Genomic DNA, 25583 nt, shown 5'->3' with positions numbered 1-25583 from the left:
GCCCGCCCCCAGTCCCACTCTCCCACCGCCCGCCACAACCGCTCCCGCTGTCCGGCCCCGCCCCCCCGCCCCCCACCGCCCCCCCCCCCCACCCCTCTTCGGGACGTTAGAGCAGGCCGGTCAGCCGGTCGCCTCGACGCTCTCACCGGGCGGGCGTCCGCTCACCCGTTCGGACTCAAGGGCGGTCTGGAGGATCACCACCGCGGCGGCCTGGTCGACCACCGAGCGGCCCTTCTTCGCCTTGACCCCCGAGGCGCGCAGCCCGTGGGTCGCGGTGACGGTCGTCATCCGCTCGTCCACCAGCCGCACCGTCACCGGGTAGACCCGGTTGGCCAGCCGCGTGGCGTAGGCCCGGACCTTCTCCGCGGCCGGACCCTCCTTGCCGCTGAGCGAGCGCGGCAGCCCGACGACCACCTCGATCGCGTCGTACTCCTCGACGATCGCGGCGATCCTGGCCTGCGACTTCACCCCGGCCGGAACGGTCTCCACCGGTGTGGCGAGCACCCCGTCGGGGTCGCAGGACGCGACCCCGATCCGGGCGTCACCGACGTCGACGGCGATCCGCCGCCCACGCCGGAAGGGCCTCTCCTCCTGCTCCATCAGCTGGCGCGCTCCGCGACCAGGCCGCGCACCGCGGCGATTGCCTCGCCGACCGCGGCCGGGTTGGAGCCGCCGCCCTGGGCGACGTCGTCCTTGCCGCCACCGCCGCCGCCGAGGGTCTTGGCGGCGGTGCGGACCAGCTCGCCGGCCTTGATGCCGCGGCCGCGGGCGTCCTCGTTGGTCGCGATCACGGTCAGCGGGCGGTCGTTGGCCACCGTGAACGCGGCGACCACGGCCGGGCGGGCGCCCAGACGGCCGCGCACGTCCAGGACCAGCTTGCGCAGCTCGTCCGCGCCCACGCCGTCGGCGACCTGCGCGGCGACCACGGCGATGCCGTGCACGTCCTCGGCCGAGTCGGCCAGGCCCGCCGCGGCGGCCAGCACCTTCTCGGCGCGGAAGCGCTCGATCTCCTTCTCGGCGTCCTTGAGCTTGGCGAGCATGCCCGAGATCTTCTCCGGCAGCTCCTCCGGGCGGCCCTTGACCAGCTCGGTGAGCTGGGCCACCACGGTGTGCTCGCGGGCCAGGAACTTGTACGCGTCGACGCCGACCAGCGCCTCGACGCGGCGCACGCCGGAGCCGATCGAGGACTCGCCGAGCAGCTTCACCAGGCCCAGCTGGGCGGTGTTGCCGACGTGGGTGCCGCCGCACAGCTCCTTGGAGAAGTCGCCGATCGAGACGACCCGCACCTCGTCGCCGTACTTCTCGCCGAACATCGCGATGGCGCCGGCCTTGCGGGCCTGGTCCATCGTCATGACCTCGGCGGTGACCTCCAGCTCGCGGCCCAGCACGTCGTTGATCTTCTGCTCGACGTCCACCAGCACGCTGCCCGGAACGGCGGCGGGCGAGCCGAAGTCGAAGCGGAAGCGGCCCGGGGCGTTCTCGGAGCCGGCCTGGGCGGCCGTCGGGCCGAGCGCGTCGCGCAGCGCCTGGTGGGTCAGGTGGGTGGCCGAGTGGGCGCGGGCGATCGCCCGGCGGCGGTCGATGTCGATCGTGGCGTACGCCGAGGCGCCGAGCACGACCTCGCCGAACAGCACGCCGCCCGAGTGGACGACGACGCCCGGGACGGGCTGCTGCACGTCGCGGATCTCGACGACCGCCCCGGACTCCAGCCGGATCCGGCCGTGGTCGGCGAGCTGGCCGCCGCCCTCGGCGTAGAACGGGGTGCGGTCGAGGATCAGCTCGACCTCGTCGCCCTCGGAGGCGGCCGGCGCCGGGACGCCGTCCACCAGCAGGCCGACGACGGTGGCCTCGCCCTCGGTCAGGCTGTAGCCGGTGAAGACGCTCGCGCCGGACTTGTCGGCGACCTCGCGGTACGCGGCGACGTCGGCGTGGCCCATCTTCTTCGCCTTGGCGTCCGCCTTGGCGCGGTCCCGCTGCTCCTGCATCAGACGGCGGAAGCCGGCCTCGTCGACCTGGAGGCCCTGCTCCTCGGCCATCTCCAGGGTGAGGTCGATCGGGAAGCCGTAGGTGTCGTGCAGCTTGAAGGCCTGGTCGCCGGAGAGCACCACGCCACCGGACTGCTTGGTCTCGGTGACCGCGACGTCCAGCAGGTTGGTGCCGGCCTTGAGGGTCTGCAGGAAGGCCGCCTCCTCGCCGACGACGACCGTCTCGATGCGCTTGCGGTCGCTCTCCAGGTCGGGGTACTGCGGCGCCATCGCCTTGATCGCGACGTCGATGAGCTCCTTGGCCACCGGCTCGGTGGCGCCCAGCAGGCGCATGTTGCGGATGGCGCGGCGCAGGATGCGGCGCAGCACGTAGCCGCGGCCCTCGTTGCCGGGGGTGACGCCGTCGCCGACCAGCATCAGCGCGGTGCGGATGTGGTCGGTGACCACGCGCAGCGAGACGTCCGACTTGTGGTCGGCGCCGTAGGTGTGGCCGGTGAGCTCGGCGGCGCGGTCGAGGATCATCCGGCTGGTGTCGATCTCGAAGAGGTTGTCGACGTCCTGCAGGATGGCGGCGAGGCGCTCCAGGCCGAGACCGGTGTCGATGTTCTTGCTCGGCAGGTCGCCGAGGATCTCGAAGCCGTCCTTGCCGTCGCCGTGGCCGCGCTCGTACTGCATGAAGACCAGGTTCCAGATCTCCAGGTAGCGCTCGCCGTTGACCGCCGGGCCGCCCTCCTCGCCGTACGCGGGGCCGCGGTCGTAGTTGATCTCCGAGCACGGGCCGCACGGGCCGGGGACGCCCATCGACCAGAAGTTGTCCTTCATGCCCAGGCGCTGGATGCGCTCGGAGGGCACGCCGATGACGTCGCGCCAGATCTGCTCGGCCTCGTCGTCGTCCTTGTAGACGGTGATCCAGAGCTTCTCCTTCTCCAGGCCGTAGCCACCGTCCGCGACGGGAGTGGTGAGCAGCTCCCAGGCGAACTTGATGGCTCCTTCCTTGAAGTAGTCACCGAAGGAGAAGTTGCCGCACATCTGGAAGAAGGAGCCGTGCCGGGTGGTCTTCCCGACCTCCTCGATGTCGAGGGTGCGCACGCACTTCTGGACGCTGGTGGCGCGCGAGAACTGCGGCTTGACCTCGCCCAGGAAGTAGGGCTTGAACGGCACCATGCCGGCGTTGACCAGCAGCAGGGTGGGGTCGTCGGCGACCAGGGACGCCGACGGAACGACGGTGTGGCCGCGCTCCTCGAAGAAGCGCAGCCAGCGGCGGCGGATCTCAGCCGACTCCATTAGTGGTCCTTCCGGTTCGTTCCGCCCCGCGGCAGGGCTCGGCGGGGCGTTTCTTCAATGGTCTGTGGGACGGTGCGGCCCCCGCCGTCGGGCAGGGCGCGGGCGGGGGGCAGGGCGGCGGCCGGGCGACCGGGCACCGCCGAGATAGCTCGGTACTGCGGCTCGCCGCGCAGCACCCGGCGGGTGCTCCGGGGCTCCGCCACGGCCGTGCCGTGCAGTCCGAGGTCGTCCTTGAGCTGCTCCTCGCGCTCGGCCATGCCGGAGCGCACGTCCTGGGCGAACTGCCTGGCCCGGTCGCCCAGGTGCAGCGCACCGCGCGCGGCGGTGCCGGAGAGGCTGTCCGGGGTGAGCCGCTGCACGGCGCCGTTGGCCTTGTTCATGGCCCACACCGCGGCGCCGGCGCCGACCGCCATCCAGAAGATCCGTGCCATCCGGTCAGCCCCTCACCGCTCGCCGGACCCGGGAGAACAGGCCGCTCCTGGGCGCGGTCGCGGCGCGCACCTCGGCCCGGATCAGCCGGGCCAGCTCGTCGCGCTCGGCGGGCTGCACCGGCACGCTCGGCAGGGTGCCCTGCTGCTTGGCGACGGCCTTGCGGACGCCGTAGCTGAACGCGGCGACCTTCATGAGCGGTCCGCCCAGGGTGGCGGCCGCGGTGGAGGAGAGCGCCTTGGCGTTGGCGGCGGCGTCCTGGACGTTGGCGGTGATCTCGTCCACCCGGTCCAGCTGCTCGTTGGCGCTGCGCACCGCGGCACCGGCGTCGGCCAACAGCGGGACGGCTTGTTCGGTGACCGCGGAGACCAGGACGGTGGCTTCCTTCAACACCCGGGAGAGTCGCACCAGCACCACCGCGAGCAGGGTGACCAGGACCGCCCAGAACACGGCGACGAGCAAGCCGGCCAGCTCTCCCACGGACACTTCTGCGCGCTCCCTCGCCTTGCGGTTCCCAACCGAACCCTATCGCGCCCGGGTCCGCTTTCCGGACCGGGTCACGGCCGTGGCCTCGCCCGGATGTGCGAACCGCGCGCGTAACCTACCGTCCGGTCACCTCGTTCAGCCAGGCGGGCCGTCGCCCGTACGGCCCGACGCACGTCCGGACCGCCGCGGTCCGGGCCGGGAACAACGGGGAGCAGCGCTTGGCCGGCGACTGGACAGCACAGCCCGCGGCGTGGCCGCGCGAGTCGGAGCCGGGCCGGCTGCCCGCCGAGGTGACGGGCTTCGTCGGGCGCGGGCGGGAACTGGCCGAGCTGGCGGGTCTGCTCGCCGGGGCGCGGCTGGTGACGGTGACCGGGCCCGGCGGGGTCGGCAAGAGCCGGCTCGCGCTGCGGGCGGCGGACCGGGCGGCCGAGGCCTTCCCGGACGGCACCTGGCTGGTGGATGTGGCCCCGGTGCAGGACCCGCTGCTGCTCGGCCACGCCGTGCTGGAGGCGCTGCGGCTGACCGACGGCACCGCCCGGCCACCGTTGGACGTGCTGGGCGAGCACCTGGCGGGGCGCCGCCTGCTGCTGGTGCTGGACGGCTGCGAGCACCTGGTGGAGGCGTGCGCCGAGCTGACCGACGCGCTGCTGCGCGCGCTGCCCGGGCTGCGGGTGCTGGCCACCAGCCGCACCGCGCTGCGGGCCTCGGGCGAGCACCTGCTGACGCTGACCCCGCTGCCGGTCGACCCGCCGCAGGAGCGGCCGGACGCCCCGGCCCCGCTGCCGGACGCGGTGCGGCTGTTCGCCGACCGGGCGCGGGCCGTCCTGCCGTCCTTCGCGGTGACGGAGGCGAACGCGGAGGCGGTCGGCCTGCTCTGCCGTCGGCTCGACGGCATCCCGCTGGCCGTGGAGCTGGCCGCCGGACGGCTGCGCGCGCTGTCGGTGGAGCAGATCACGGCCCGGCTGGACGACCGCTTCCGGCTGCTCACCGGCGGCTCCCGGACGGCCCTGCCCAGACACCAGACGCTGCGCACCACGATCGGCTGGAGTCACGAGCTCTGCACAGTGCAGGAACGTTTACTCTGGGCCCGCCTGTCGGTCTTCGCCGGCAGTTTCGACCTGGAGGCCACCGAGTACGTCTGCGCCGGCGAGGGCATCGAGCCCGAGGACGTGCTCGACCTGCTCGACGAACTCGTCGCCAAGTCGGTGGTGCTGCGCGAGGACAGCGCCTTCGGCGTCCGCTTCCGCCTGCTGGACACCCTGCGCGAGTACGGCGGCCACTGGCTGCGCGCCGCCGGCGAGGAGCACCGGCTGCTGCGCCGCCACCGGGACTGGTACCTGGGCGTGGCCACCTGGGGCGAGGTCGAGTGGTTCGGCCCCCGGCAGGCCGAGACCGCCGAGCGCACCCTGCTCGCCCACGCCAACCTGCGCGCCGCGCTGGAGTTCTGCCTCGCCGAGCCCGGCGAGGAGCAGATCGCCCTGCTGCTGGCCGGCACCCTGTGGTTCTACTGGGTCGGCTGCGGCCACCTCGGCGAGGGCCGGCACTGGCTGGACCGCGCGCTCGCCCTGGACCGCGAGCCCACCGAGGTCCGGGCCAAGGCCCTCTGGGTGACCGGCTACATGGCCACCCTCCAGGGCGACCTCGGCGTCGCCCGCCCCGCCCTGGAGGAGTGCCGCCGCCAGGCCCTGGACACCGGCGACGACCGGGCCCTCGCCTACGCCGTCCACCGCCAGGGCTGCGCCGCCCTGATCGGTGACGACCCGGAGCGCGCCGCCGAGCTGTTCGAGGAGGCGCTCTGGCACTACCGGACCATCGGCGAGCTCAACAGCAACGTGGTGATGGCGATGGTCGAGCTGGGCCTCGCCTACCTGTTCCAGGGCGATCCGGACAGCGCCGAGCTCTGGTTCGGCCAGGCCCGCGAGGTGTGCGAGGAGCACGGCGAGCAGTGGGCGTACGGCTACGTGCTGTACGCGATGGCGTACTCGCACTTCCTGGACGGCGCCGTCCAGCCGGCCCGCGTGCTGGCCCGCGAGTGCGTCCGGCTGAACCACCGCTTCCACGACCTGCTCGGCATCGTGCTGGGGATCGACCTGCTGGCACTGCTGGAGACCGAGCCGCCCTCGCCGGGCGAGCCGGCCGCCCTGTGCGAGGCCCGGGTGCTGCAGGGCGCGGCGCACCGGATCTGGCGCGCGGTCGGCAACCCCTTCCTGGGGTCCCGCTCCTTCTTCGGCACCCACCAGGAGTGCGCCGAGCGCGCCCGGGCCGGGCTCACCGAGCAGGAGTACGAGGACTGCTACCAGGTGGGCGGGCGGCTGGACCTGGACGCCGCGGTCGGCCGGGCGCTCGGCGACGGGGGCGCGCCGGGCGGCCCGGAACCCGGCCCCGGACCCTGTTCGGTGCCGCCCGCACCGGCCCCGGCGCCGGTGCGGAATAGCTGAAGCTTGCGGATTGCTTGAGGAGGCAAGGATCCACCCGGAAGGAGCACCATGGCCGTCCACGACGAGTACCGCCTCGCGAACTTCTACTTCGAGTCCAAGGCGTACAGCGACGCCGCCCGCATGCTGGAAGGCGTGCTGGCCGAGGAGCCGGCCAACCTCTCGGTCCGGCTGCTGCTGGCCCGCAGCTACTTCCACTCCGCCCAGCTCGGCCGCGCCGAGGCCGAACTGCGCCGGATCCTCGACCTCGACCCGGCCGAGGACTACGCCCGGCTGATGCTCGGCCGCACCCTGGAGCGCCAGGGCCGCGGCGAGGAGGCCCGCCCGCACCTGCGGCTGGCCGCCGCGATGACCGGCGCGGAGCTGTAGCCGGAGGGCCGACCGGCACCGGGAGACCGGAGGCCGACCGGCACCGGAAAAGGGACGAGCCCCCGCCGCCTCGAAAGGCGACGGGGGCTCGCTGCCGGTTCGGCGAACTGCGAACCGAGCGCGGGTCAGCGCGAGTAGTACTCGACGACCAGCTGCTCGTCACAGATCACCGGGACCTCCTTGCGCTGCGGCGCACGGTCCAGGCGGAAGGCCAGGGCCTTCAGGTTGACCTCGAGGTACTTCGGGGTCTGGCCCTCACCCGCGTAGCCACCCTCACGGGCGACCTGGAAGGGGACCTTCTCCTTGGAGCGCTCGCGGACGGTGACCACGAAGCCCGGCTTCATCTGGAACGACGGCTTGTTGACCTTGCCGCCGTTGACCTCGATGTGGCCGTGGACGACCATCTGGCGGGCCTGGTAGATGGTGCGGGCGATGCCCGAACGCAGGACCAGGGAGTCCAGACGGGTCTCCAGGTCGGCGACGAGCGCCTCACCGGTCTTGCCCTCGGCCTTCTTCGCGCGGTCGAACGCGCGGGCCATCTGCTTCTCGCTCAGGTCGTACTGGGCGCGCAGACGCTGCTTCTCGAGCAGACGGACCTTGTAGTCCGAGTTCTGCTTGCGACCACGGCCGTGCTGGCCGGGCGGGTACGGGCGGGCCTCGAAGTACTTGACGGACTTCGGGGTCAGCGGCACGCCGAGCGCACGCGCGATCTTGACCTTGGGACGCTTCTGGTTCGCCATGAACCAAACCTTCCTTGCTTACGAATACGGCTTTCACCAGGTGTTGACGGAGGTCGCATGTCGCGACCCGGAGATAACCCCGACGCCTGCGCGAAGGGATCAGCCGCTCTCCGGAGCCGGGCACATGAAGTGCTGGTCACACGGAGGGCCCGGAAAACCGGGCCGTCCGCGACACCGAAACGGTGCGCGACGCTCCTGGTGCGGGCCTCCCGGAGGAGGCCTACGGCCGATGTCCCGCTGGTGCGGCCGGTCGGTGGGGTCTCCCCCGCCGCCGTCCCGGGACTTGGCACTCCGACCGAGTATACCGGTGGATCACGCGCCCTTTTCCCCGGGCGCCTCCCCGGCCTCCCCAGCCTTCCTCTCAGCCCTGTCCGCCTGCTTCTCGGCGCTCCGGCGCTCCCCCCGCAGCCGCCCGCGCGTCCAGTCCACGGTGTCCGCGTACCGCACCTCGCCGCCGCGCCGGTTCGGCCGGTAGTACTCCCGGCCGTGCACCGAGTCCGGCGCGTACTGCTGGGTGGCGATGCCCTCCGGCAGGTCGTGCGGGTACTGGTAGCCCTGGCCGTGCCCGAGCTTGCCCGCGCCGCCGTAGTGGGCGTCCCGCAGGTGCGGCGGGACGGCCCCGGCCAGCCCCTGCCGCACGTCCGCCAGCGCCGCGTCGATCGCCAGGTAGGCCGAGTTGGACTTGGGCGCCAGCGCCAGCGCGATCGCCGCCTGGGACAGGATGATCCGGGCCTCCGGGAAGCCGATCAGCGCCACCGCCTGGGCCGCCGCCACCGCCGTCTGCAGCGCCGTCGGGTCGGCCAGGCCGACGTCCTCGCTGGCCGAGATCATCAGCCGCCGGGCGATGAACCGCGGGTCCTCCCCCGCCTCGATCATCCGGGCCAGGTAGTGCAGCGTGGCGTCCACGTCGCTGCCGCGGATCGACTTGATCAGCGCACTGGCCACGTCGTAGTGCTGGTCGCCGTCCTTGTCGTAGCGCACCGCCGCCTGGTTCACGGCGGTCTCGGTGGTGGCCAGCGAGATGCTCGCCTCGCCCTTCTCCAGCGCCGCCCCGGCCGCCGCCTCCAGCGTGGTCAGCGCCCGCCGGGCGTCCCCGCCGGCGAGCCGCACCAGGTGGTCCTCGGCCTCCGGGGTCAGCTCCAGCGCGCCCTCCAGGCCGCGCTCGTCCTCCACCGCCCGGCGCAGCAGCGCCCGGACGTCCTCGTCGGTGAGCGACTCCAGGGTGAGCAGCAGCGAACGGGACAGCAGCGGGGAGATCACCGAGAAGTACGGGTTCTCGGTGGTCGCCGCGATCAGGGTGACCCAGCGGTTCTCCACGGCGGGCAGCAGCGAGTCCTGCTGGGCCTTGGAGAAGCGGTGGATCTCGTCCAGGAACAGCACCGTCTCCCGGCCGGACATGCCGACCGCCCGCCGGGCGCCGTCGATCACCGCCCGGACCTCCTTGACCCCGGCGGTGATCGCGGAGAGCTCGACGAAGCGGCCCTCCACGGCCTGGCTGATCACGTGGGCCAGGGTGGTCTTGCCGGTGCCGGGCGGCCCCCAGAGGATCACCGAGCTGGTGGCGGCCGGCCCGCGGGAGCCCGCCACCAGCCGGCGCAGCGGCGAGCCCGGCTTCAGCAGCTGCCGCTGCCCGGCCACCTCGTCCAGGGTGCGCGGGCGCATCCGTACGGCCAGCGGGGCCCGGCCGGGCTCCCTGGCCTGGAGTTCCTCGGCGGCGGCGGTGAAGAGGTCCGGTTCGTCCACACCGGAAGCCTAGTTGAGCCCGCCGACAGGCCCGCCCCCGCGCGGTGCCCGCCCCCGCGCGATGCCGGCTACCGCAGCCCGGCGGCGTGGTCCGGGACGTACTTCTGCAGATCGCGCGGGGGCCGCTGGTAGCCGTGCGGGGCCGGGCGGGGCGGCAGCTCGATCCGCGGCGGGGCGACCTCGTGGTACGGGACGGTGGAGAGCAGGTGGGCGATCATGTTGATCCGGGCCCGCCGCTTGTCGTCGCTCTCCACCACGTGCCAGGGCGACTGCGGGATGTCGGTGTAGACGAACATCTCGTCCTTGGCCCGCGAGTAGTCCTCCCAGTGGGTGATCGACTCCACGTCCATCGGGGAGAGCTTCCAGCGCTTCATCGGGTCCTCCAGCCGGTCCCGGAACCGCTGCTCCTGCTCGGTGTCACTGACCGAGAACCAGTACTTGCGCAGCAGGATGCCCGCCTCGATCAGCATCTGCTCGAAGGTCGGGCACTGGTGCAGGAACTGCCAGTACTCCTCGTCGCTGCAGAAGCCCATCACCCGCTCGACCCCGGCCCGGTTGTACCAGCTGCGGTCGAACAGCACGATCTCCCCGGCCGCCGGGAGCTGTTCGACGTACCGCTGGAAGTACCACTGGGTCTTCTGCCGCTCGGTCGGGGTGGGCAGCGCCGCGACCCGGGCGATGCGCGGGTTCAGGTACTCCGTCACCCGCTTGATCGCCCCGCCCTTGCCGGCCGCGTCCCGCCCCTCGAAGACCACCACCAGGCGGGCGCCCTCGACCCGCACCCACTCCTGGAGCTTCACCAGCTCCTGCTGCAGCCGCAGCAGTTCCCGCTCGTACGGCTTCTTCGCCAGTCGTTCCGGCTTCGCGGTCCGCTGCTGCCCCTTGGCCACTCTCGGGTCCTCCGTCCGACTACTGCCGATGACCCTTCACCGTAGGCGCAGAACGGTGACCCCGCAGGTCGGACCGGAGGAAGGGGCGAACCGGATCGCGGGACGCCCCCGAGACGTCCGCTAGACCGCGACGAAGGGCTCCGGGTAGCGGCACAGCCCGCGCGGGTCGCCGTCGTACGCCGCCAGCGGCAGCACCTGGAAGTACGCCTCCGGCACCTCGAACGGGCCGGAGACCTCGTGCCACCCGGCCGGGATGAAGCCGAACCGTCCGTAGTACCCGGGATCGCCGAGCACCACCACCAGCTTCTCCCCCGCCTCCTCGGCGGCCGCCAGCGCCGCCCGGACGACGAGTTCGCCGACGCCCCGGCGCTGCCACTCGGGCGCCACCGCCACCGGCGCGAGCGCCAGCGCGTCACCGGCCCCGCCGCCGTCACCGACCCGCAGCCGGGTCAGCAGGGCGTGGCCGATCACCAGCCCGCCGTCGTCGACCGCGACCAGCGACAGCCCGGGCAGCCAGGCCGGGTCGCGGCGCAGCGCATCCACCAGATCCGCCTCGTCCGGCCCGGGGAACGCGGCCATGAGCACGCGCCTGGTCGCCGGGGCGTCCTGCGGACATTCGACTCTCGTGGTGACCTGCATCGAGTCAACCCTCCCTGTGTCACACCACGTTGTGGACCGGCCCCGGACGGTGGGTGGACCGTCCGGGGCCGTTGCAGGTTAGCGCGTATGACGAGGCGTCAGCTCTTGGGCTGCGCCTCGGGCTTGGCGTCCTCGCGGACCTTGGGCTGGGCGTCCACGCCGGCCTCGCGGCGCTGGGCCGGGGTGATCGGGGTCGGCGCGCCGGTCAGCGGGTCACCACCGGTGGACGTCTTCGGGAAGGCGATGACGTCGCGGATGGTGTCGTAGCCGCCGAGCAGCGTGACGATCCGGTCGAGGCCGAAGGCGACCCCGCCGTGCGGCGGCGGGCCGTAGTTGAAGGCGTCCAGCAGGAAGCCGAACTGCGAGGCCGCCTCCTCCTCGGACAGGCCGATCGCGTCGAACGCCCGCTTCTGGACGTCCCGCTGGTGGATACGGATCGAACCGCCGCCCAGCTCCGAGCCGTTGAGGACCAGGTCGTAGGCGTTGGACAGGGCCGCGCCCGGGTCGGTGTCGAAGGTGTCCAGCGACTCCGCGGTCGGGGCGGTGAACGGGTGGTGCACCGCGTGCCAGCCCTGGAACTGGCCCTTGTCGTCCTCGATCGGCTCGAACATCGGGAAGTCGACGACCCAGAGGAAGGCCCACTGGGACTCGTCGATCAGCTCGCAGCGGCGGCCGATCTCCAGGCGGGCGGCGCCGAGCAGCTCCTGCGAGGGGCGCTCCTTGCCGGCCGCGAAGAAGACCGCGTCGCCGTTCTTGGCGCCGGCCGCGGCGGCGAGGCCGGCCAGGTGCTCCGCGGAGAGGTTCTTGGCGACCGGGCCGCGCAGCTCGCCGGTCTCGCCGTCGATCAGCACGTAGGCGAGGCCCTTGGCGCCGCGCGCCTTGGCCCAGTCCTGCCAGGCGTCCAGCTGCTTGCGCGGCTGCGAGGCGCCGCCCGGCATGACCACGGCACCGACGTACGGGGCCTGGAAGACGCGGAACTCGGTGCCCTTGAAGTACTCGGTGAGGTCGGTGAGTTCCTGGCCGAAGCGGACGTCCGGCTTGTCGGAGCCGTAGCGGCCCATGGCGTCCGCGTAGGTCATCCGCGGCAGCGGGTTCGGGATCTCGTAGCCGTGGACCTCGCGCCAGATCGAGCCGACGATCTTCTCGCCGAGGGCCAGGATGTCCTCCTGGTCGACGAAGGAGGCCTCGATGTCCAGCTGGGTGAACTCCGGCTGGCGGTCGGCGCGGAAGTCCTCGTCGCGGAAGCAGCGGGCGATCTGGTAGTACCGCTCCATGCCGGCCACCATCAGCAGCTGCTTGAACAGCTGGGGCGACTGCGGCAGGGCGTACCAGTGGCCGGGCTGCAGGCGGACCGGGACGAGGAAGTCGCGGGCGCCCTCGGGGGTGGAGCGGGTGAGGTACGGCGTCTCGATGTCGAGGAAGTCGTTCTCCTCCATCACCCGGCGGATGATGTTGTTGACCTTCGAGCGCAGCCGCAGGCCCTTGGCCGGGCCCTCGCGGCGCAGGTCCAGGTAGCGGTAGCGCAGCCGGACCTCCTCGTTGACCGTGCCCGGCTCGTACTCGGCGACCGGGAACGGCAGCGGGGCGGCCTCGGAGAGCACCTCGATGTCGCTGACGACGACCTCGACCGCGCCGGTCGGGATGTCCGGGTTCTCGTTGCCCTCGGGGCGGACCCGGACGTCGCCGACGACCTTGACGCAGTACTCGGCGCGCAGGCCGTGCACCGAGTCGAGGTCGCGGACCACGATCTGCACGGTGCCGGAGGCGTCGCGCAGGTCGATGAAGGCGACGCCGCCGTGGTCGCGGCGGCGGGCGACCCAGCCGGCCAGGGTGACGGTGGTGCCTGCGTGCTCCGGGCGGAGCGTGCCCGCGTCGTGCGTGCGGATCACAGCTGCTTCTCCTTCAAGGTGGTGACGAGTGCGTCGAGGGCGACGGGGGACTGCTCGCCGGTGCTCATGTCCTTGAGCTGGACGACGCCCTCGGCGAGGTCCCGGTCACCGGCGATCAGGGCGAAGCGGGCGCCGGACCGGTCGGCGGACTTCATGGCGTTCTTGATGCTCTTGACGCCGAAGGCGAGGTCGGTGGCGACGCCGGCCCGGCGCAGCTCGACCACCTTGGCGAACAGCAGGTTCTTGGCCTCCTCGCCGAGCGCGACGGCGTAGACGGAGGTGGCGGGCGGCAGGTCGAGGGCGACGCCCTCGGCCTCCAGGGCCAGGTAGGTGCGGTCCACGCCGAGCGCCCAGCCGACGGACGGCAGCGCCGGGCCGCCGATCATCTCGGACAGGCCGTCGTAGCGGCCGCCGCCGCCGATCGCGGACTGGGCGCCGAGGCCGTTGTGCACGAACTCGAAGGTGGTGCGGGTGTAGTAGTCCAGGCCGCGGACCAGCTTCGGGTCGTCGACGAAGGCGACGCCGGCGGCGGTGAGCAGCTCGCGCACCTTCTCGTCGTACGCCTTGCACTCCTCGCACAGGAAGTCGCGCAGCATCGGCGCGCCGACCAGCTGCTCCTGCACCGACTCGCGCTTGTCGTCCAGCACGCGCAGCGGGTTGATCTCCGCACGGCGGCGGGTCTCCTCGTCCAGGTCCAGGCCGGAGAGGAACTCGATCAGGGCGGCGCGGTAGACCGGGCGGCACTGCTTGTCGCCGAGGCTGTTGAGCAGCAGCGAGTAGTCGCTCAGGCCCAGCGCGCGGAAGGCGTCGTCGGCCAGGATGATCAGCTCGGCGTCCAGCGCCGGGTCCTCGGCGCCGATCGCCTCCGCGCCGACCTGGGAGAACTGGCGGTAGCGGCCCTTCTGGGCGCGCTCGTAGCGGTAGTACGAGCCGGAGTACCAGAGCTTGACCGGCAGGTTGCCCTGCTTGTGCAGGTTGGCCTGGAGCGCGGCGCGCAGCACCGAGGCGGTGCCCTCGGGGCGCAGCGCGAGCTCGTCGCCGCCCTTGGTGGTGAGGGTGTACATCTCCTTGGAGACGATGTCGGTGGACTCGCCGACACCGCGGGAGAACAGCTTCACGTCCTCGAAGACCGGGGTCTCGACGTAGCCGTAACCGGCCCGGCGGGCGGGCGCGGCGATGCGCTCGCGGATCGCCAGGAAGGTCCCGGAGCTGGGGGGCAGCAGGTCGTAGGTGCCCTTGGGGGCGGTGAAGGTGCTCAACTTCTCTTCCGTCACATTCCTCGTCGCGGGAAAGCCGGGGCGCCGGCCGCCCCCGCTGCCTGTCGGAGGTAGGGGTTGGTGGCGCGCTCGCGGCCGATGGTGGTCTGACCGCCGTGGCCGGAGAGGACCACGGTGGAGTCGTCGAGGGGCAGGCACACCCGGGCCAGCGAGCGCATGATCGCTTCGCCGTCCCCGCCCGGGAGGTCGGTACGCCCGATGGAGCCGGCGAACAGCAGGTCGCCCGAGAACAGCACCGGGGGGAGGTCCTCGGCACCGGGCGTCCGGAAGGTCACCGACCCCCCGGTATGGCCCGGGGCGTGGTCCACGGTGAGCCGCAGGCCGGCCAGCTCCAGCACGCTGCCGTCGGTGAGCTCGCGCACGTCGTCGGGCTCCCCGACGGTGAGCTCGCCCATCAACTGGGTGCCCAGGGAACGGCCGAGCGCCTTCTCCGGGTCGGACATCATGTACCGGTCCTCGGGGTGGATCCAGGCCGGGACGCCGCGGGCGCCGCAGACCGGGACCACCGAGGCGACGTGGTCGATGTGGCCGTGGGTGAGCAGGACGGCGACGGGCTTGAGCCGGTGCTCACGGATGAGCTCCTCGACGCCCTGCGCGGCCTGGTGCCCGGGGTCGACGATGACGCACTCCTCGCCCGCCGCCGGCGCGACCAGGTAGCAGTTGGTGCCCCAGGCTCCAGCGGGGAATCCGGCGATGAACACGCGCGTCCTTCGGGTGGGTGCGGCGGTGGGCTGCGGTGGCTACCAGTAGTGATGACGTAAGGGAAGCCTACCGGCGGTCCGGGTCCGGTTGCGAACCAGATAGGCGGTGGCGGGCCGGGGCCATGACAGGTTCACCGCGTCCTTACGGGCCCGGTCCCTACACTTGGCCGCCGATGGGTGCGATGATCCGCTCCGGAACCCATCCACTTTTCCCGCACATGCTCAGGAGACACGGCCGGTGGTCAGCAGCGAACAGCGGCGGCGGCAGCTCGCCCGCGAGAAGTACGAGCGCCAGACGCAGCGCCGGGCCGAGGCGGCCTCCGCCCGGCGGCGCCGCAACACGATCCTGGGCGCCTCGCTCGCGGTGGTGGTGCTGGCCGGCGGCGGGCTCCTCGCCGGCGGCGCGTTCAGCTCCGACAAGGACAAGGGCACCTCGGCCGCCGCCACCCCGCAGGCCGCGCCGAGCCAGAGCGACCCGGCCCAGGCCGACCCGGCCGCCACCCCGACCCGCAAGCCGGTCGAGGGCTGCGCCGCCCCGGCGGCGGGCTCGCCCAACGGCAAGCAGTTCAAGGCCGAGCCGGCCATGTCGATCGACAAGGGTGCCTCGTACACCATGTCGCTGGACAGCAACTGCGGCAAGGTCACCGTCACGCTGGACGCGGCCAAGGCCCCGCACACCGTGAACTCGTTCAACTTCCTGGCGGGCGAGCAGTACTTCGACCACACCAAGTGCCACCGACTCACCACCGACGGCATCTTCGTGCTCCAGTGCGGCGACCCGACCGCCAAGGGTTCGGGCGGCCCCGGCTACCAGTTCGCGGACGAGAACCTGACCGGCGCGACCTACCCGGCGGGCACCGTGGCGATGGCCAACGCGGGCCCGGGCACCAACGGCAGCCAGTTCTTCCTGGTCTACAAGGACACCCAGCTGCCGCCGAACTACACCCCGTTCGGCAAGATCACCGGCGGCCTGGACGTGGTCCAGAAGATCGCCGCCGCGGGCACCCTGGAGGGCGCCGGCGACGGCCACCCGATGGCCGACGTCACCCTCAACTCGGTTACGGTGTCCAAGGGTTGACCGAACCCGGGACCACCGGCGGCGGGCGCGCGCAGCGCCCCCCGCCCGGTCCCGGACCGAAATCGCCCGGCCCGGATGCGGACAGCACCGGTCCTGGTCGCCTATGTTGGCGTTGTATAGGGTGCCCGGACCCGCCTAGCCGTCACCCTCGGCAGCAAGGCACGGCGGACGGGGACGGCGGACTCATCGGTCCGCCGCACATCAACTGTGGACGACGGTCGTGCGCCGCCCCGGAGCGGGCGCGACGTCATGTGGAGGACGCGCTATGAGCAGCGACCCGTGGGGCCGTGTGGACGAGCAGGGCACGGTGTACGTCAGGACGGCGGACGGCGAACGCGTCGTGGGTTCCTGGCAGGCCGGCTCGCCCGAGGAGGCCCTCGCCTACTTCGAGCGCAAGTACCAGGGCATCGAGGTGGAGATCGGCCTGCTGGAGAAGCGGGTGCGCACCACCGACCTGGCCGCCAAGGACGCCCAGACCGCGCTGGAGCACCTCCGCGCCCAGGTCACCGAGGGGCACGCGGTCGGCGACCTGGACGCGCTGGCCAAGCGCCTGGACACGCTCACCGGTGAGATCGAGAGCCGGCGGGAGGAGCGCAAGGCCGCCCGCGCCAAGGCCCAGGACGAGACCCGCACCGCCAAGGAGGCGCTGGTCTCCGAGGCCGAGCAGCTCGCCGAGTCCACCCAGTGGCGGGAGGCCGGGGACCGGCTGCGCGCCCTGGTGGACACCTGGAAGGGCCTGCCGCGGCTGGACCGCAAGAGCGACGACGAGCTGTGGCACCGCTTCTCGCACGCCCGCTCGGTCTTCTCCAAGCACCGCAAGGCGCACTTCGCCACCCTGGACGCCGAGCGCGAGCACGCCCGGCAGACCAAGGAGGCGCTGGTCTCCGAGGCCGAGGCGCTCTCCTCGTCCAGCGACTGGGGCAGCACCGCGGCCGCCTACCGCGACCTGATGGCGCGCTGGAAGTCCGCCGGCCGGGCGCAGCGGGACGTCGAGGACGAGCTGTGGGCGCGGTTCCGCGGCGCCCAGGACGTGTTCTTCCAGGCCCGTTCCGCGGTGTTCAGCGAGCGCGACGCCGAGCAGGTGGAGAACCAGAAGCTCAAGGAGGCGCTGGCCACCGAGGCCGAGGCGATCCTGCCGATCACCGACCTCAAGGCCGCCAAGGCCGCGCTGCGCGAGGTCAACGAGCGCTGGGAGGCCATCGGCCACGTCCCGCGCGACATCCGTCCGAAGCTGGACGGCCGGCTGAACGCGGTCGAGCGGGCCATCCGCGAGGCCGAGGACAGCGAGTGGAAGCGCTCCAACCCGGAGGCCAAGGCCCGCGCGGCCGGCATGGTGGGCCTGTTCGAGGCGAAGGCCGACAAGCTCCGGGCCGACCTGGACAAGGCCCGCTCGGCGGGCAACGCCGGCAAGGTCGCCAAGCTGGAGGCCGAGCTCTCCGGTGTGGAGACCCTGCTGGAGCAGGCCCACCGGAGCCAGGAGGAGTTCAGCGGCTGATTCCGGCCCGCTGAGCCCGCTCAGCGCACTTGAGTGCACTGCACGAGGAAGGCCCCCGGGGAGCTCCCCGGGGGCCTTCCTCGTGCGTGCGGCTACTTGCGGGCCGAGGTGACCCGGTAGACGTCGTACACGCCCTCGACGCCGCGGACCGCCTTGAGCACGTGGCCCAGGTGCTTCGGGTCGCCCATCTCGAAGGTGAAGCGGCTCATCGCCACCCGGTCCCGGGAGGTCTGGACCGCCGCCGACAGGATGTTGACGTGCTGGTCGGAGAGCACCCGGGTGACGTCCGAGAGCAGCCGGGAGCGGTCCAGCGCCTCGACCTGGATGGCCACCAGGAAGACCGAGGACTGGGTCGCCGCCCACTCGACGTCGATCATCCGCTCGGGCTGCTGGCTCAGCGACTCCACGTTGACGCAGTCGGCGCGGTGCACCGAGACGCCGTTGCCGCGGGTGACGAAGCCGACGATCGGGTCGCCCGGCACCGGAGTGCAGCAGCGGGACAGCTTGACCCAGACGTCCTCGACGCCCTTGACGATCACGCCGGGGTCGCCCTTGGCCCGGCGGCGCACGGCCCGCCGGTTGTCGTGGGTCGGCGTGGCCGTCTCGGCGAGGTCCTCGGTGGCCCCCTCCTCGCCGCCGAGCGCCTGGACCAGCTTCTGGACGATGTTCTGCGCGGCGACGTGCCCCTCGCCGATGGCGGCGTAGAGCGAGGAGATGTCGGGGTAGCGCATCTCGTGGGCCAGGGTGACCAGCGAGTCGCCGGTCAGGATCCGCTGGATCGGCAGGCCCTGCTTGCGCATCGCCCGGACGATCGCCTCCTTGCCGTGCTCGATCGCCTCCTCGCGGCGCTCCTTGGAGAACCAGGCGCGGATCTTGTTGCGGGCGCGCGGGGACTTGACGAAGCCCAGCCAGTCCCGGGAGGGTCCGGCGTTCTCCGCCTTGGAGGTGAACACCTCGACGGCGTCGCCGTTCTCCAGGGTCGACTCCAGCGGCACCAGACGGCCGTTGACCCGGGCCCCTATGGTCCGGTAGCCGACCTCGGTGTGCACCGCGAAGGCGAAGTCGACCGGGGTCGAGCCGGCCGGCAGGGCTATCACGTCACCCTTGGGGGTGAAGACGAAGACCTCGTTGCTGGCCAGGTCGAAGCGCAGCGACTCCAGGAACTCGCCCGGGTCGGCGGTCTCCTTCTGCCAGTCCAGCAGCTGTCGCAGCCAGGCCATCTCGTTGACGGCGCCGGCCTTGTCGTCCTTGCGGACCTGGGTCGGGGTGTCGGTGCGGATCTTGGAGGCCCCGGCGACGGCGCGCTGCTTGTACTTCCAGTGCGCGGCGATGCCGTACTCGGCCCGCCGGTGCATGTCGAAGGTGCGGATCTGGAGTTCGACGGGCTTGCCGCCCGGACCGATCACCGTGGTGTGCAGCGACTGGTACATGTTGAACTTGGGCATCGCGATGTAGTCCTTGAACCGCCCCGGCACCGGGTTCCACCGCGCGTGGATGGTGCCCAGCGCCGCGTAGCAGTCGCGGACGGTGTCGACCAGGACCCGGATGCCCACCAGGTCGTAGATCTCGGCGAAGTCCCGGCCCCGGACGATCATCTTCTGGTAGACCGAGTAGTAGTGCTTCGGCCGGCCGGTGACGGAGGCGGTGATCCGGGCGCCGCGCAGGTCCGCCTGGACCTGGTCGATGACGGTCGCCAGGTACTCGTCCCGCTTGGGGGCGCGCTCGGCGACCAGCCGGACGATCTCGTCGTACATCTTGGGGTAGAGGATCGCGAAGGCGAGGTCCTCCAGCTCCCACTTGATGGTGTTCATGCCCAGCCGGTGCGCCAGCGGGGCGTAGATCTCCAGCGTCTCGCGGGCCTTCTTCTCCTGCTTCTCCCGCTTGAGGTAGCGCATGGTGCGCATGTTGTGCAGGCGGTCGGCGAGCTTGATCACCAGGACCCGGGGGTCCTTGGCCATCGCCACGACCATCTTGCGGACGGTCTCGGCCTGCGCGGCCTCGCCGAACTTGACCCGGTCCAGCTTGGTGACGCCGTCGACCAGCAGGGCCACCGAGTCGCCGAAGTCCTTGCGCAGGGTCTCCAGGCCGTAGTCGGTGTCCTCGACGGTGTCGTGCAGCAGCCCCGCCATCAGGGTCGCGGCGTCCATGCCGAGCTCGGCCAGGATGGTCGCGACCGCCAGCGGGTGGGTGATGTACGGGTCGCCGCTCTTGCGCTTCTGCCCGCGGTGCCACTTCTCGGCGACGGCGTAGGCGCGCTCGATGTCGCGCAGCAGCGCCGGGTCGGCCTTGGGGTCGTTCGCCCGGATCGAGCGGAACAGCGGCTCCAGGACGGGGTTGAGCACGCTGGAGCGCTGGCCGCCGAGGCGGGCCAGCCGGGCGCGCATCCCGCCGCCGCTGCCGGAGCCGCGGCCGAGCGGGGCGAGCTGGCGCGAGGAGGCCGGCGCCGGGCGTGCCGGGGTGGCCCCCGAGGGCGTGGGGTGGTTCTCGGGGGCGGCCGCTGCGGCCGTGGGCACAACCTCGTCGGGCAAGGACACTCCTCGGGGCACCGGGGCCGACCCCCGCCGAGGCCCGTGCGGTCCGGGCACTACCGGGAGGGGATGAATCTTCATGGTACCGAGCCGGGCAGCCCGGTGTTCATCGGGCCGGGCCCGGAAACGGAAGGACGGCGGCCGGATGATCCGACCGCCGTCCTTCCGTCCTGCCCCTCAGACCGTGACCAGCGTCTCCAGCGGGGCGTCGCCCAGGTGCCCGGCCAGCCGCTCGCGGCCGTCCAGGAAGCCCAGCTCCATCAGCACCACGACGCCCGCCAGCTCGGCGCCGGCCTCCTTCACCAGGTCCAGCGAGGCACCGATGGTGCCACCGGTGGCCAGCACGTCGTCCACCACCAGCACCCGCTCACCGGGCGTGAAGGCGTCGCACTGCACCTCCAGCGTCGCCGAGCCGTACTCCAGCTCGTACGAGCGCCGGAACACCTCGCCGGGCAGCTTCCCGGCCTTGCGGACCGGCACGAAGCCGAGCCCGGCCGCGAAGGCCGCCGGAGCCGCCAGCACGAAGCCGCGCGCCTCCAGGCCCACCACCTTGGTCGCCCCGAGCTCCAGCGCCCGGTCCGCCAGCGCCCGGGTGAGGGCGCCGAAGGCCTCGGCGTCGGCGAGCAGCGGCGCGATGTCCTTGAACAGCACACCCGGCTTCGGGTAGTCCGGGACGTCCCGGATCCGGCTGTTCAGCAGCTCGGCCAGTGCGGTGTCGGCGGTGGTCACGGTGTTCTGTCCTCAGGGTCGGGTGCGGTTCAGCGCTTGGTGGACGGACGGCCCTTGGCACGGGTGGTGCCGGCCGACCGGCCGCGCTGACCGACCATACCCGCAGGCTCGTCGTCCTCCGGACCCTCGTCGGTCGCCGTCGCGTCGGCGCCCTCGCCCTTGGCCGCCGCGGCGGCCCGGTGCTGCAGGACGCGCTTGCGCAGCGCCTTCATCTCCGGCTGCTCCTCCTTGAGCTGAGCCAGCAGCGGGGTGGCGACGCAGATCGAGGAGTAGGCACCGGCCGCGAGGCCGATGAACAGCGCGAGCGAGATGTCGTTCAGGGTGCCGGCGCCCAGCAGGCCGCCACCGATGAACAGCAGCGCGGCGACCGGCAGCAGCGCCACCACGGTGGTGTTGAGCGAGCGCACCAGGGTCTGGTTGAGGCCCGCGTTGGCCGCCTCGCTGTAGGTGAGCTTGTTCTGCTTGGTGATCCCCTTGGCGTTCTCCTTCACGGTGTCGAAGACGACGACCGTGTCGTAGAGCGAGTACCCGAGGATGGTCAGGAAGCCGATCACCGTACCGGGGGTGACCTCGAAGCCCACCAGGGCGTAGACGCCGATGGTGATCAGGAGGTCGTGGATGAGGGCGACCAGGGCGGCCACCGCCATCCGCCACTCGAAGGCGATCGCCAGGTAGACCGTCACCAGGACCATGAAGACGACCAGGCCGGTGAGCGCCTTGTTGGAGATCTGCTTGCCCCAGCTGGGGCCGATCACCTGGGCCTCGACGGTGTCCAGCGGCACGCCGAGCTTCTGCGAGAGCTGCGAACGGATCTCGTCCGAGCTCTTCGTCTCGTCGCTGCTGACCTGGATGCGGATCTTGTTGCTGTCCGTCGACTGCACCAGCGGGTGCGAGGAGACGATCCCGTCGGCGGTGTCCTGGGCCTGGGAGACCGACAGGCCCGGCTTGGTCACGGTGTAGACCGAGCCGCCCTTGAACTCGATGCCCAGGTGCAGGCCCATCGCCAGGCCGATCGCCGCGATCAGCACGATCACGCCGGAGATCGAGTACCAGAGCTTGCGGCGCCCGACGAAGTCGAAGCTGACCTCGCCCTGGTAGAGCCGGTGGCCCAGATTGGAGAAGCGCGACACGGTGTCAGGCCTCCTTCACGGCGGCAGAGGAGGAGTTACGGCGACGGGTGCTGCGCAGCGGCGGGCGGGCGCCCAGCCGCTTCGGGTCCAGGCCGGACCACGGGTGGCCGTCGGAGAAGAACTTCCGCCGGGCCAGCAGCGTGATCATCGGCTTGGTGAAGAGGAAGATCACCACGACGTCCAGCGCGGTGGTCAGACCCAGGGTGAACGCGAAGCCCTGGACCTTGCCGACCGAGACCACGTAGAGCACCGCGGCACAGAGGAAGGAGACGAAGTCCGAGACCAGGATGGTGCGTCGGGCCCGCGGCCAGGCCCGCTGGACGGCCGGGCGCAGCGGGGCGCCGTCGCGGACCTCGTCGCGGATGCGCTCGAAGTACACGATGAAGGAGTCTGCGGTGATACCGATCGCGACGATCGCGCCGCAGACCGCGGGCAGGTTCAGCGCGAAGCCGATCCCGCCGCCGAGCAGGCTCATGATCGAGTAGGTCAGGGCCGCCGAGACGAGCAGACCGGCGATCGAGACCAGGCCGAGGCCGCGGTAGTAGATCAGCGAGTAGGCGACCACCAGCAGCATGCCGATCGCGCCGGCGATCAGACCCGCCTTGAGCTGGTCGCTGCCGAGCGCCGGGGAGACGGTGGTGACGTCGCCCTTGCTGAACTCCAGCGGCAGGGCGCCGTAGCTCAGCACGTTGGAGAGGTCCTGCGCCTCGGGCTGGCTGAACTGGCCGGTGATCACGGCGCTGCCGCCGGGGATCGGGCCGTTGACCTGCGGGTGCGAGACGACCTCGTTGTCCAGCACGATCGCGAACTGGTTGTTCGGCGGGGTCTGGGAGGCGAGCTGGCCGGTGACCTTGGTGAAGGCGTCGGTGCCGGTGCCGTTGAACTGCAGCTGGACCTGCCAGCCGGCACCCGTCTGGGTGTCGAGGCTGGGCTGGGCCTTGGAGACGTCCGAGCCCTTGACCGCGACGGGGCCGAGCGCCAGCTTCTCGTAGTAGCCGCCCTTGACGGGCTTCTGCGAGCAGGCGACGACGGCCTTGTCCACGGCGCCGGTCTGGGTCGAGCGCTGCTCCGGCTTGGTGCAGTCGAGGTTGGCGAACGCGGTGGCCAGCTCCGGCGGCACGGTGCCCTGGGTCATCGCCGCGCTCACGTCGGCGGCGCTCGGCTGGGTGGCCTGGGCGCTCGGGGCGGCCGACCCGGTGGCGGGGGCGGACGGGGTGCCGCTGACGCCGGTGGCGGCGGGGCTCGGGGTGGAGCCCTCGGCGGCCAGGGCCTCACCGACGGAGCGGCCCTGCTTGGTGGCGCTCGCGCTGGCGGACGGGGTGGGAGCGTGGCTCGCGGAGCCGCTCGCGCCGGCCGTGGGCGTCGCGCTGCCCGACGGGGCGGCGCTCGGGGTGCCCGAGGCGCCCGCGGACGGGGTGCCGGTGGGCGGCGCGGGCGGCGTGAAGCCGCTCGGCGCGACCGCCAGGACCGGACGGAAGAACAGCTGGGCGGTGGTACCGACCTGGTCCGCCGCGTTCTGCTTGTCGCCGCCCTTGGGGATGTTCACGATGATCGTGTCCGAGCCCTGGGTCTGGACCTCCGCCTCGGAGACACCCATCCCGTTGACGCGGCGCTCCATGATCCCGACGGCGATGTCCATGTTCGCCTTGGTGATCGCCTTGGGATCCTTCGACTTCGCGGTCAGCGTGATGCTGGTGCCGCCTGCGAGGTCGATACCGAGCCGGGGCTTGGTGTTGCCCGTCCCGAACATGAGGGCGACCAGTCCGACGGTGACGACCAGGATGAGGGCCAGCGCCCGCCCTGGGTAGCCGTCGCGCGGGCGCGACTTGGGTGTTGCCACCTTGCTCGTTTCTCCCTGTCCATGCCACGTCGCCGACCGGACCCCCGTCCGGCTCGTGGCGGGACGGGGGCATGGCGGGTCTGCGGCCCTGAGGTCCTGTGGGCTCGCGGCACTGCGCCGCGCGACCGGGCGGGTTGCCCGGCCGTACTACTTGCTCGCGGGAGCCCCGCCCTCGACATCCCCCTTGACATCGCCCTTCTCGGCGCTGTCCTTGGTGAGCGTCAGCGGCTTGTCCTCGACCGGCGCGGCGTCGGTGTCCTCGGCCTCCGGCTCGGACAGCTCGTCGTCGGCGGGGCGACCGTTGATGATCGCGTCGCACTCCTGGGGGTCCAGGACGGCCGCGATGGCGCTCTTGGTGAAGTGGGTGACCACGCCGGGCGCGATCTCCAGCTCGACGGTCTCGTCGTTGACCGCCTTCACCTGGGCGTACAGGCCGCCGATGGTGCGCACTCCCGCCCCGGGCTCCAGCGAGGTCTGCATGCTCTGCTGCTGCTGCTGGCGCTTCTTCTGCGACCGGAACATGAGCACGATCGCGATGATCGGGAGGAGAAGGATGATGAGGTTCACTGCAGCCAGGGTCCTTTACGGGCCGCCGGCCGGCGGCCTGTGTGGTATGGGTCGGCCCGTCAGGTGAGAGGGGCGGTCCGGCGGAGTCTAGGCGACCCCGAACTGATCGGACAACGCCAAGCATCGCATCCTGCCGCCGAAAGTGGCGACCCTCCGCCTGCACGGATTCCCGGGAGTTCGCCCCCGTCTCCTCCCCGGGGCACAGCGCCGGGCGGGGGCGGGAACCGACGGCCGGGTCTCACCCGTTCGGCCGAGAGCGGTCAACTTCCGTCCGGCCGGAACAGCTCCGGCTGGGGCGGGACGCTGCCCCGCGTGGTCTGGACCGGCGGGGTCAGGCCCAGGTGCTGCCAGGCCGCGGCGGTGGCGATCCGGCCGCGCGGGGTGCGGGCGAGCAGGCCCTCGCGGACCAGGAACGGCTCGGCCACCTCCTCGACCGTCTCGGCCTCCTCCCCCACCGCGACGGCGAGGGTCGACAGGCCGACCGGGCCGCCGCCGAACAGCCGCAGCAGCGCGCTCAGCACCGCGCGGTCCAGCCGGTCCAGGCCGCGGGCGTCCACCTCGTAGACGTCCAGCGCCCGGGCGGCGATCGCGGGGGTGACCACGCCGTCGTGCCGGACCTGGGCGTAGTCGCGGACCCGGCGCAGCAGCCGGTTGGCGATGCGCGGGGTGCCGCGCGAGCGCCCGGCGATCTCGGCCGCGCCGGCCGGGTCTATCTCGACGTCCAGCAGCGTGGCCGAGCGGTGCACCACCCGTTGGAGCTCGGCCGGGGCGTAGAACTCCATGTGCCCGGTGAAGCCGAAGCGGTCGCGCAGCGGCGGCGGCAGCAGCCCGGCCCGGGTGGTGGCGCCGACCAGCGTGAAGGGCGGCAGCTCCAGCGGGATGGCGGTGGCGCCCGGGCCCTTGCCGACGATCACGTCGACCCGGAAGTCCTCCATCGCCATGTAGAGCATCTCCTCGGCCGGCCGGGACATCCGGTGGATCTCGTCGAGGAAGAGCACCTCGCCCTCGGTGAGCGAGGAGAGGATCGCCGCGAGGTCCCCCGCGTGCTGGATGGCCGGGCCGGAGGTGATCCGGATCGGGGCGCCCAGCTCGGCGGCGATGATCATGGAGAGGGTGGTCTTGCCCAGGCCGGGCGGGCCGCTCAGCAGCACGTGGTCCGGCGCGCTGCCGCGCTGGCGGGCCGCCTGGAGCACCAGGGACAGCTGCTCGCGCACCCGCTCCTGGCCGATGAACTCGTCCAGCAGCTTGGGGCGCAGCGCGGCCTCGACCGCCTGGTCCTCGCCGTCGGCGGCGGCGGTCACCAGCCGGTCGGCGGGTTCCGAGTCGTACATCCTCGCGGGCTCCAGGGT

The 25583-nt window shown here is 72.3% G+C and carries 21 protein-coding genes; 4 read left to right on the top strand and 17 right to left on the bottom strand.

Annotated elements, in window-relative coordinates; genetic code table 11:
• Window positions 1–120 precede the first annotated feature (120 nt).
• From ruvX to ACFWXO_RS27765, 4 genes are read right to left on the bottom strand one after another with little or no spacing between them, the layout of a single operon-like run.
• Window positions 121–600, bottom strand: coding sequence for a Holliday junction resolvase RuvX (gene ruvX, locus ACFWXO_RS27780; RefSeq protein WP_380526855.1), 480 nt, complete (start codon window positions 598–600; stop codon window positions 121–123).
• Window positions 600–3269, bottom strand: coding sequence for an alanine--tRNA ligase (gene alaS / locus ACFWXO_RS27775; RefSeq protein ID WP_375889982.1), 2670 nt, complete (start codon window positions 3267–3269; stop codon window positions 600–602). Before alaS ends, ruvX begins: the two co-directional genes overlap by 1 nt.
• Window positions 3269–3700, bottom strand: coding sequence for a DUF6167 family protein (locus ACFWXO_RS27770; protein ID WP_375889983.1), 432 nt, complete (start codon window positions 3698–3700; stop codon window positions 3269–3271). The genes alaS and ACFWXO_RS27770 overlap by 1 nt, the downstream gene beginning before the upstream one ends.
• Before the next feature lie 4 nt (window positions 3701–3704).
• Entirely contained in the window at window positions 3705–4184 is a 480-nt protein-coding gene (locus ACFWXO_RS27765) for a DUF948 domain-containing protein (protein WP_375889985.1), read from the bottom strand.
• 218 nt (window positions 4185–4402) lie between these two features.
• On the opposite strand from ACFWXO_RS27765, the gene ACFWXO_RS27760 reads away from it, so the two are divergent.
• Both ACFWXO_RS27760 and ACFWXO_RS27755 read left to right on the top strand, forming a co-directional pair.
• Window positions 4403–6622: an ATP-binding protein gene (locus tag ACFWXO_RS27760; protein WP_380526852.1), complete on the top strand. Its 2220-nt coding sequence runs from the start codon at window positions 4403–4405 to the stop codon at window positions 6620–6622.
• Window positions 6623–6670: 48 nt separating this feature from the next.
• Window positions 6671–6988, top strand: a complete 318-nt coding sequence (locus ACFWXO_RS27755) for a tetratricopeptide repeat protein (RefSeq protein WP_375889988.1) — start codon at window positions 6671–6673, stop codon at window positions 6986–6988.
• Between the two features lie 125 nt (window positions 6989–7113).
• On the opposite strand, the gene rpsD is transcribed toward ACFWXO_RS27755, so the two are convergent.
• The 7 genes from rpsD to ACFWXO_RS27720 all read right to left on the bottom strand — a co-directional run bounded on the left by rpsD (window position 7114) and on the right by ACFWXO_RS27720 (window position 14867).
• Entirely contained in the window at window positions 7114–7728 is a 615-nt protein-coding gene (gene rpsD, locus ACFWXO_RS27750; protein ID WP_030240707.1) for a 30S ribosomal protein S4, read from the bottom strand.
• A gap of 312 nt (window positions 7729–8040) precedes the next feature.
• A complete protein-coding gene (locus ACFWXO_RS27745; protein ID WP_380526850.1) occupies window positions 8041–9471 on the bottom strand; it encodes a replication-associated recombination protein A in 1431 nt (476 codons plus the stop codon).
• A 68-nt stretch (window positions 9472–9539) separates the two neighbouring features.
• Window positions 9540–10361 (bottom strand): polyphosphate kinase 2, encoded by an 822-nt coding sequence (gene ppk2, locus ACFWXO_RS27740; RefSeq protein WP_375889991.1) that lies wholly within the window; start codon window positions 10359–10361, stop codon window positions 9540–9542.
• Between the two features lie 120 nt (window positions 10362–10481).
• Window positions 10482–11000, bottom strand: a complete 519-nt coding sequence (locus ACFWXO_RS27735) for a GNAT family N-acetyltransferase (protein WP_380526848.1) — start codon at window positions 10998–11000, stop codon at window positions 10482–10484.
• Window positions 11001–11098: 98 nt separating this feature from the next.
• Complete coding sequence (gene aspS, locus ACFWXO_RS27730) at window positions 11099–12889, bottom strand: aspartate--tRNA ligase (RefSeq protein WP_375889994.1); 1791 nt, start codon at window positions 12887–12889, stop codon at window positions 11099–11101.
• Window positions 12886–14148 (bottom strand): histidine--tRNA ligase, encoded by a 1263-nt coding sequence (gene hisS, locus ACFWXO_RS27725; RefSeq protein ID WP_375889996.1) that lies wholly within the window; start codon window positions 14146–14148, stop codon window positions 12886–12888. The genes aspS and hisS overlap by 4 nt, the downstream gene beginning before the upstream one ends.
• Before the next feature lie 11 nt (window positions 14149–14159).
• Window positions 14160–14867 (bottom strand): MBL fold metallo-hydrolase, encoded by a 708-nt coding sequence (locus ACFWXO_RS27720; RefSeq protein ID WP_360230103.1) that lies wholly within the window; start codon window positions 14865–14867, stop codon window positions 14160–14162.
• Between the two features lie 238 nt (window positions 14868–15105).
• Here ACFWXO_RS27720 and ACFWXO_RS27715 point away from each other — a divergent pair, with 238 nt between their 5' ends.
• Together ACFWXO_RS27715 and ACFWXO_RS27710 are read left to right on the top strand one after the other, a co-directional pair.
• On the top strand, window positions 15106–15945 hold the full coding sequence (locus tag ACFWXO_RS27715; protein WP_380526845.1) for a peptidylprolyl isomerase: 840 nt from the start codon (window positions 15106–15108) through the stop codon (window positions 15943–15945).
• A gap of 265 nt (window positions 15946–16210) precedes the next feature.
• On the top strand, window positions 16211–17440 hold the full coding sequence (locus tag ACFWXO_RS27710; protein WP_375890000.1) for a DUF349 domain-containing protein: 1230 nt from the start codon (window positions 16211–16213) through the stop codon (window positions 17438–17440).
• Between the two features lie 92 nt (window positions 17441–17532).
• Here ACFWXO_RS27710 and ACFWXO_RS27705 read toward each other — a convergent pair whose 3' ends face one another.
• From ACFWXO_RS27705 to ruvB, 6 genes are all read right to left on the bottom strand, one after another.
• Window positions 17533–20049: a RelA/SpoT family protein gene (locus ACFWXO_RS27705; RefSeq protein ID WP_375890002.1), complete on the bottom strand. Its 2517-nt coding sequence runs from the start codon at window positions 20047–20049 to the stop codon at window positions 17533–17535.
• 96 nt (window positions 20050–20145) lie between these two features.
• On the bottom strand, window positions 20146–20697 hold the full coding sequence (locus ACFWXO_RS27700; protein WP_375890004.1) for an adenine phosphoribosyltransferase: 552 nt from the start codon (window positions 20695–20697) through the stop codon (window positions 20146–20148).
• Between the two features lie 29 nt (window positions 20698–20726).
• Complete coding sequence (secF, locus tag ACFWXO_RS27695; RefSeq protein ID WP_380526842.1) at window positions 20727–21827, bottom strand: protein translocase subunit SecF; 1101 nt, start codon at window positions 21825–21827, stop codon at window positions 20727–20729.
• Between the two features lie 4 nt (window positions 21828–21831).
• Window positions 21832–23667: a protein translocase subunit SecD gene (gene secD / locus ACFWXO_RS27690; protein WP_375890008.1), complete on the bottom strand. Its 1836-nt coding sequence runs from the start codon at window positions 23665–23667 to the stop codon at window positions 21832–21834.
• Between the two features lie 147 nt (window positions 23668–23814).
• Complete coding sequence (gene yajC, locus ACFWXO_RS27685; protein WP_380526840.1) at window positions 23815–24234, bottom strand: preprotein translocase subunit YajC; 420 nt, start codon at window positions 24232–24234, stop codon at window positions 23815–23817.
• Between the two features lie 260 nt (window positions 24235–24494).
• Window positions 24495–25565, bottom strand: coding sequence for a Holliday junction branch migration DNA helicase RuvB (ruvB, locus tag ACFWXO_RS27680; protein ID WP_375890012.1), 1071 nt, complete (start codon window positions 25563–25565; stop codon window positions 24495–24497).
• Window positions 25566–25583 lie beyond the last annotated feature (18 nt).

The organism is Kitasatospora sp. NPDC059088 (assembly GCF_042738155.1).
Lineage (GTDB): Bacteria > Actinomycetota > Actinomycetes > Streptomycetales > Streptomycetaceae > Kitasatospora.
This window is presented reverse-complemented; position numbering and strand designations above follow the sequence as displayed.